Origin of the sequence: Micromonospora sp. NPDC049374 (genome assembly GCF_040677165.1) — a bacterium.
Classification (GTDB): Bacteria; Actinomycetota; Actinomycetes; order Mycobacteriales; family Micromonosporaceae; genus Micromonospora.
The window spans coordinates 43,995-52,185 of the sequence record NZ_JBFAQH010000028.1 but is presented as its reverse complement, the minus strand read 5'-3'; the positions used below and the strand labels follow the sequence as shown (position 1 = coordinate 52,185).

The 8,191-nt window shown below is 68.5% G+C and carries 6 protein-coding genes; 5 read left to right on the top strand and 1 reads right to left on the bottom strand.

The features are described 5' to 3' along the window. Positions 1–120: 120 nt before the first annotated feature. Positions 121–1,743 (bottom strand): ABC transporter substrate-binding protein, encoded by a 1,623-nt coding sequence (locus AB0J93_RS29110; RefSeq protein ID WP_363925540.1) that lies wholly within the window; start codon positions 1,741–1,743, stop codon positions 121–123. Positions 1,744–2,022: 279 nt separating this feature from the next. Between AB0J93_RS29110 and AB0J93_RS29105 the strand changes: the two genes are divergently transcribed. The 5 genes from AB0J93_RS29105 (at position 2,023) to AB0J93_RS29085 (ending at position 8,191) form a co-directional block, all read left to right on the top strand. Further along, positions 2,023–3,018, top strand: coding sequence for a LacI family DNA-binding transcriptional regulator (locus AB0J93_RS29105; RefSeq protein WP_363925539.1), 996 nt, complete (start codon positions 2,023–2,025; stop codon positions 3,016–3,018). A gap of 62 nt (positions 3,019–3,080) precedes the next feature. Beyond that, positions 3,081–3,269, top strand: a complete 189-nt coding sequence (locus AB0J93_RS29100) for a hypothetical protein (RefSeq protein ID WP_363925538.1) — start codon at positions 3,081–3,083, stop codon at positions 3,267–3,269. A 38-nt stretch (positions 3,270–3,307) separates the two neighbouring features. Next, entirely contained in the window at positions 3,308–4,834 is a 1,527-nt protein-coding gene (locus tag AB0J93_RS29095; protein WP_363925537.1) for an alpha-L-arabinofuranosidase C-terminal domain-containing protein, read from the top strand. After that, positions 4,834–6,522 (top strand): glycoside hydrolase 43 family protein, encoded by a 1,689-nt coding sequence (locus AB0J93_RS29090; protein WP_363925536.1) that lies wholly within the window; start codon positions 4,834–4,836, stop codon positions 6,520–6,522. Before AB0J93_RS29095 ends, AB0J93_RS29090 begins: the two co-directional genes overlap by 1 nt. Beyond that, positions 6,515–8,191: a hypothetical protein gene (locus AB0J93_RS29085; protein ID WP_363925535.1), complete on the top strand. Its 1,677-nt coding sequence runs from the start codon at positions 6,515–6,517 to the stop codon at positions 8,189–8,191. Before AB0J93_RS29090 ends, AB0J93_RS29085 begins: the two co-directional genes overlap by 8 nt.

Sequence of the window (8,191 nt, the reverse complement as noted above, 5' to 3'; positions counted from 1 at the left end):
GGCCCCCCCCCCCCCCCACCACCCCCCCCCCCCCCCCCCGGGGGGGGGGGGGGGGGCCCCCCCCCCGCCCGGGGGGGGGGCGCCCCCCCCCCCCCCCCCCCCACGACTGCTCGCAGACTGTTACCAGTTGGCCAGACGGTCCTTGATGCCAGCGGTGACTGCGTCCTCGTACACCTTGACGTCGATCTTGCGGATGGAGTCGACGTAGGCCTGCCAGTTCTTGTCGAAGTCGGCGGGCGGGCCGGCGATGATCCCCGGCAGCTTCTGCACGCTGGTGTCGGTCAGCTGCTGGTTGACCTGGTTGGCGTCGTCGGAGAGCGTGAGGTTCCACGCCGGGTAGTACTTGGGGTTGTCCGGCGCCTTGTTCACGAAGTCAAGCCAGGTCTTCTTGCCGTACTTCGCCATGAAGTCCTTGTCGTAGTCGCTCAGCGTCGCGTAGAACTCGGCGGGCTGGTCGTCGGGGCTGTAGGCGTTGCCGTCGGAGAACTTGCCGTTGCGCTTGGGCAGCATGTCGAGCAGCGCATCGAGACGGTTGGAGGCACGCCAGGTGAGGTCCTTGTAGTTCTTCCGCTGCTCGTCCGTGCGGGAGAAGACGCCGTCGGCGCCGACCTGGTAGTCCTCGCCAGCGATGCCCCAGGAGAGCGTCTTCTGCCACTCATCGCTGAGCATGGTGTCGAGGAACTTCAGTGCCTTCTTCGGCTGCTTGCTGGAGACCGAGACGCCGAACCCCTGGTTGGTGTTCATGACGGGGCGGTCGGCGTACCAGGGCTTCACCCCGTCGTAGACGGGCATGAGGGGCACGTAGGTGTACTCGTCCTTGCCGGCGCTCTGCAGCGACTGGGTGGCGGTCTGGAAGTTCCAGCCCTGGTCGTGCATGCCGAGGACGGTGCCGGTGGCCAGCTTCGCGGTGTACTGGTCGAACGTCAGGGTGAAGGACTCGGGGTCGACGACACCCGAGTTGTACTGCTGGTTGAGGACCTTGTAGAAGTTCTTCGCGATGTCCTTGTCGGCGAAGATCGACGCGTTGTTGTTGCTGTCGACGACGACGCCACCGTTGTTCGGGAAGCCTGCCAGCTGCGCCGGCGGGTTAGTCATGCCCCACTCACGGCCCGTGGACGCCAGAATTTCGAAGCCGACGGTCGGGGCGCCGGCGGTCTGGGGGTGCTTCGCCTTGTAGTTCGAGATGAGCTGGAAGTAGCGGTCGAGCGTCATGTTGCTGAGGTCCGGGTAGCCGGCGTCCGCGAGCACACGCTTCTGGATCCAGAACGCGGGACCGTAGTAGACGCCGCCCGTGATGTCGCCGTAGAAGCGGTTGTAGTTCGGGAGGATGTACAGGCCCTTGTCCACCTCGTCGCCCGAGTAGCTCATCTTCTTGATGTCGTCCCTGACGTGCTCGGCGAGGTTGGGGTAGTCCCCCTTGGCCAGCATGTCGTCCAGGCGCCGCAGAGCGCCGCCCTGCAGGAGACGCTGCTTTAGGTCGCCGGTGCCGATGAGGTCGGGGAACTCACCGCCGGCGAGCATGACACCGATCTTCTGGTCCTCGTTGTCCGGCGTGACGATCTCGTACTTGAGGGTGACACCGAGCTTGTCCTTGAGCAGCTTGGTGATCTTGTTGTCGGGTGCCGGGGCCTGCTGGGCCGACGTGATCCAGACCGTGAACGTCGTGGGGTCACTGGGGGTCAGCGTTCCCGAGTCGTCTTCGGGGTTGTCGGCAGAGGTACATCCGACAAGTCCTACTATCACGGCTGCAGCCAGGACAACAATTGACAACTTCGTTCTTGTGGTACGCACCGAGGTCTCTCCCTTGAGAACAGTTCCGGTCGTCCTTGACTGGAATTCGTGGGCACATCGACGCGAGCTGGGGCTTGGCGTCCTCATCCCGAGCGGGATTTTAGCGTTAAAGTAAAGAGTCGATCGTGTTGCGTCAAGGCCCGCCCCGGCGTGTGGATGGGTGGCGGGCTTCTCGCCAGACGACGTTGCTGAGCTGGCAGAATGCCGCGATAAGGAGGATATGTGGTGAGGATGGCGGACGTCGCCCGTGAGGCGGGCGTCTCGGTCATGACCGTGTCGAACGTCGTCAATGAGCGCCTCCCGGTCAACGAGCCGACGCGCGCCCGTGTCATGGCCGCCGTCGAGGCGCTGGGGTACGAGGTCAACCTGACCGCGCGCCACCTGCGCGCGGGACGGACCGACACCGTCGCCTTCATCGTGCCGAGCTTCCACGACTACTTCGGTGAGGTCTCCGACAAGATCGCGCCGCTGATCGAGGCCGAGGGGCGGCACCTCGTCCTTGAGCGGACGAGCGGCAGCCCCGAGCATGAGATGGCGGCGCTGAGCGTCGCGCGACTCCAGCTCTACGACGGCGTCCTGCTGTCCGTCGCCGGACTCGACCGCGACCAGCTGGACCGCGTGCGTACCGCCAAACCCATCGTGCTGCTCGGCGAGCGTGACGTGCCCGACCGGTTCAACCACGTGCGGCTGGCGAACGAAGAGGGCGCCCGCCTCGCGACGGCGCACATGATCGAGCACGGCTCGCGGCGCATCGTTGGGTTGGGCTGCACGTTCGACACCGCGCACATGATGACGTCGGACCGCCGCATTGGCTGGGAGCGCGCACATCGCGATGCCGGCCTCGATGTCGACGCACGCTATGTGGTGCCCATCTCCACGTTCACGTCGGCGGCCGGACGTGATGCCCTGCTCGATGTGATCGCGTCCGGTCTGCCCTTCGACGGCGTCTTCGCCGTCACCGACGTCGTCGCGCTCGGCGCGGTCGCGGCCCTGGCAGAGAGCGGGCTCCGGGTGCCCACCGACGTCCAGCTCGCCGGGTTCGACAACCTCGACATGTCAAGCTTCGTCCCGCCCGGCCTCACCTCCGTCGACGCGAACCATGAAGGTGTCGCTGAGACCGCGGTGGGTCTGCTGCACCGGCAGATGGCGGGCTGGACCGGCCCGGCCGAGCACGTCGTCGCGCCCGTCCGTCTCGTGGTACGTGGCTCCACCCGCGGTGGGGCTTAGGGCCGTGCAACCACCCGCGCCGTTTAGCCCGTTTCGGTCGAAGGAAACCATGTCGAGCACCTATGGGCGCACGTCCGCCTTGCGCGCCGTCCCCGCATCCCCGATCACCGGGACGCGGCACCGGCATCTACGACCCCGACACCGCCACCGAGCTCGTCGACGAGCACACGGTGACAGCGATCCCGTTCTCGACCTGGGGCAACCGCGCCCCCGGCCCGATGCGGGTCTGGCTTCCGCGAGCTCCTCGCTGAGGCATGCGATGACGGAACACGCAACTGATGGGGAGACAATGACGACGACCACGACCGCAGTGATCGACCTCGACCTGCCCGGCGCCACGATCAGCCGGCACGTGTACGGGCACTTCGCCGAGCACCTGGGGCGGTGCATCTACGGCGGGTTCTGGGTGGGTGAGGACTCGCCGGTCGCGAACGTGCGGGGCATCCGCTCGGACGTGGTCGAGGCGTTGCGGACGATCTCGATTCCGAACCTGCGCTGGCCGGGCGGCTGCTTCGCCGACGACTACCACTGGCGTGACGGCATCGGCCCGCGCGAGAGCCGCCCGCGGATGGTCAACTCGCACTGGGGCGACGTGGTGGAGGACAACGCGTTCGGCACGCACGAGTTCATGGACCTGTGCGAGCTGCTCGGCGCGGACCCGTACGTGTCGGGGAACGTGGGGTCCGGGTCGGTGGCGGAGATGTCGGACTGGGTGGAGTACCTGACCCGGGCGGACGACTCACCGATGGCGGCGCTGCGGCGGGCGAACGGGCGGGAGCAGCCGTGGCGGGTGCCGTTCTGGGGCCTGGGCAACGAGGCGTGGGGCTGCGGCGGCAACCTGCGCGCCGAGCAGTTCGCCTCGCTGGCCCGGCAGTACGCGACCTACACCCGCAACCACGGCGGCAACCTGCTGTACCGCATCGCGGCGGGCGCGAACGAGGCCGACCTGCACTGGACCGAGACGCTCCTGCGCTCGTTCGACGACCTGGCGGCGGACCCGGCCGCGCCGGCGGGCCCGTTCCAGGCCGTGTCGCTGCACTACTACACGATGGCCGGGTCGTGGTCGGACAAGGGCGACGCCACCGGGTTCAGCACCGACCAGTGGTACGTGACCATGGCCCGCGCCCGGCGCATGGAGGAGCTGCTCACCCGGCACTCCACGGTCATGGACCGCTACGACCCGCACCGCAAGGTCGGCTTGGTGGTGGACGAGTGGGGCACGTGGTGGAACGTGGAGAAGGGCACCAACCCCGGGTTCCTGTACCAGCAGAACACGCTGCGCGACGCCCTGGTCGCCTCGGTGCACTTCGACGCGTTCCACCGGCACGCCGAGCGCGTGGTCATGGCGAACATCGCCCAGACCGTCAACGTGCTACAGGCCATGATCCTCACCGACCCCGACACCGGGGCGCTCGTGCTCACCCCGACGTACCACGTCTTCGCCATGAACACCGGCCACCACGACGCCGCCTCCCTCGCGGTGCACCTGCGCGACGTCGAGACTCGCGCTGTCGACGGGACCGAGCTGCCGCTGGTCTCGGCGTCCGCATCGGTCAAGGGCGACACCGCCCTGGTCTCGCTGTCCAACCTCGACGCCGATACGGACCGCATCCTCGTCCTGGACCTGCGCGGCCGCGACGTCGTCGGGCACACCGCGCGGGTGCTGACCGCCACGGCGCTCGACGCGCACAACACCCCCGAGCAGCTCGACGCCGTCGCCCCCACCGACCATGCCGGCGTGCGCCCCCACCCCCGAGGGCTCGAGGTCGACCTGCCCGCCCACTCCTACGTCACCGTGGCGCTCGAGCTGCGTTGATGGACCGACCGAACCTGAACATCCGCGACGGCGGGGCGGGGGCAGACTTCACCAACCCGGTCATCTTCGCGGACGTGCCCGACCCGGACGTCGTCTTCGACGGCCGGTACTACTACATGGTCAGCACGACGATGTATTTCGCGCCGAGCGTCCCGATCATGCGCTCGAGCGACCTGGTGCACTGGTGGATCGCCGGGTATACAGCGGCGATCCTCGACGACACGGACGCGCTGGCGCTGCGCAACGGCCAGGACGCGTACGGCCAGGGCAGCTGGGCAGCGAGCATCAGGTTCCATGACGGGACCTACTACGTGTCGGTCGGCAGCCTCACCACGCGGCAGACGTACATCTACTCGACTCCCAACATCGAGCGCGGGCCGTGGACCAGGTCGGTGCTCGACGGGTACGCCCACGATCAGTCGCTGCTGTTCGACGGCGACGACGTCTGGCTTGTCTACGGTGGCGGGTCGATCGACCTGCGCAGGCTGCGGCGACACGAGGACGGGACCCTTGCGTGGGACGGCCCGGCGACGCGGCTCGTCGAGCACGCCAACGTCGACCAGACCAGCGGGCTGAATGCCGAGGGCGCTCACGCGTACAAGATCGGGGACTACTACTACGTCTTCATGATCCAGTGGCCGTCGGGTGGCATCCGCCAGGAGGTGCTGTGGCGGTCGACGTCACTAACGCCGCAGTCGGCGGGCGGCGTGTGGGAGGGCCGGGTCGTGCTCAGCCAGGGCGTGACGGTCGGGGGCCGACCCGGAACCGGCGTGGCCCAGGGTGGAGTCGTCCAGACGTCCGACGGGCAGTGGTACGCCATGCTGTTCCAGGACGAGGGCCCGCTGGGTCGTTCGCCTCAGCTCGTTGGCGTGGCCTGGGATGACGACGGGTGGCCGGTGTTCGCTCTCAATCCGGAAGCGCCCGCGGCGGCCGCACGGACGGCCGGTGACGGCGCCGCCGTCGTCGCCTCGGACGACTTCGACAACCTCCTTGAGCGCGCGGGCCACTGGAACACGGCCAACGCGGACCTCCTGGCAGAGTCCGCCGAGAACGCATGGAACGGGTCAAACCTGGGGCTCCAGTGGCAGTGGAACCACAACCCGGACAACCGGTTCTGGTCGCTCACCGAGCGGCCCGGACACCTGCGGCTGACCACGGGCAGCGTCGCCTCGGGCATCCTCGATGCGCGCAACACGCTCACCCAACGCACGCTCGGACCCACGAGCTCCGGCGCCATCTCGCTGGACGTTTCGCACATGAAGGACGGGGACGTCGCAGGCATCTCCGCCTACCAGCGCAAGTACGGATACATCGCGGTGACGATGGAGGCGGGGACCAGGAGCCTGGTGATGCGCCGGGCAGGCGGCGACGGCGTCATCGCCTTCACCAGCGCACCGGTGCCGCTGCGGGCGGACGTCGTCTACCTGCGCGTGGACGTCGACTTCCGGGATGCCGTCGATACGGCGTCGTTCGCGTACTCGTACGACGGCAGCAACTGGACGTGGCTGGGCGACACCGTGCAGATGCAGTACGACCTCGCGCACTTCACCGGGTACCGGTTCGCCCTCTTCAACTACGCCACTGCCGAGCCCGGGGGATACGTCGACGTGGACTGGTTCCGGGTCAGCGGCACCGCCGGGCTCGCAAACCCTACTCACCGACCGAGCGAAGGAGCTGTCCATGACTGAGCAGGCGACGTCAGCCCTGCTGATCGACGGGCAGGCACCCGCCGAGGTACCGCTGCATCACGTGTGGAACGAGTGCGTCGGTGCTGGCCGCGCGAACGAGGCGTTGCGGGCGGACTGGCAGGCGCACTTCCGCGAGGCCGTCCAGGTGCTGGGCGCCCGGCATGTGCGCTTCCACGGCCTGTTCCATGACGACATGTTCGTCTACCGGACGGACAACGGCGGCGGCTTCGGCCCGAACCAGCCGCTGCCCGAGCCGGTCTACACGTTCGCGTATGTCGACAAGGTGTTCGACGCGATCCTCGACGCGGGCGCCCGCCCGTTCGTGGAGCTCGGGTTCATGCCGCGCCAGCTCGCCACCCAGACCGAGACGCTGTTCTGGTGGAAGGCGCACTGCAGCCCGCCGAAGGAGATGGACCGCTGGGTCGCGCTGGTCGACGCCACTGTACGGCACTGGATCGAGCGGTACGGCATCGACGAGGTGCGGCAGTGGCCGTTCGAGGTGTGGAACGAGCCGAACCTCGTGCCGAACTTCTGGACCGGGACGCGCGCCCAGTACTTCGAGCTGTACGAGGCCACGGCGCGCGCGATCAAAGCCATCGACCCCCGGCTGCGGGTCGGCGGCCCGTCAACGAGCGTGTTCGTCCCCGACGCCCGCTACTCCGGAGAGACCCACGACCCGTCGCTCGAGGTCGAGACCGCGGTGGCCACCGACCCCGACGCGCTCGACTGGCAGCCGGTGTGGATCCACGAACTGATCGAGTACTGCGCGCAGCGCGGGCTGCCGATCGACTTCCTCTCCACCCACCTGTACCCGACCGACTACGCGGCGGACTCCCTGGGCAACGTCAGCGCGATCACGCGCCAGAAGGACGCCACGTACGTCGACCTGCAGGTCCTGCGCACGATCATCGAGAACAGCCCGTATCCGGACGCCGAGTTGCACATCACCGAGTGGTCGACCTCGCCGTCGAGCCGCGACGCGATCCACGACACGCTCTTCGCCGCCGCGTACATCGTCCGGGCGTTCCTCAAGGGCGCGCCGCTGGCCGACTCGATCTCCTACTGGACCTTCACCGACGTGTTCGAGGAGGGCGGCAGCGGCATCGGCCCCTTCCACGGAGGCTTCGGGTTCGTCAACGAGAACGGCCTGCACAAGCCGACGTTCCACGCGGTGGCCATGCTCCACCGCCTCGGTGACCGCCTCCTGGCCGAGCTGCCCGACGGTGCCATCACCCGCTCGTCCGCGACGGGTGACGTGTCGGCCATCTTCTACAACTACCCCGCCGAGATGGGCACGACGGGGCTCGCGTCCCGCAACGGCTACGCCGAGACGCGAGCCCTCGCCGAGATGGGCCCCGAGCGCCGCGTCCGGCACCGGGTCGAAGGGCTGCGCCCGGGCACCGAGCTCACCGTGGAGATCCTCGACTGGGAGCACGGGAACGTCGCCGAGGCCTGGTACCAGATGGGCGCCCCGCTCAACATCACGCGGGAACAGACCGCCGAGCTGCGCCACGTCGCCGACGGCCTCCACCGCAGCACGCTGACCGTCGGCGACGACGGCGTCCTCGACATCGACCTCACGCTGTCCGCCTGGGCGGTCGCCTCGGTCGCGCCGACGCTCCCCGGCGGCCAGCGCCCGGATCGGGGGTCGACGAGCCAGGCAGGATGA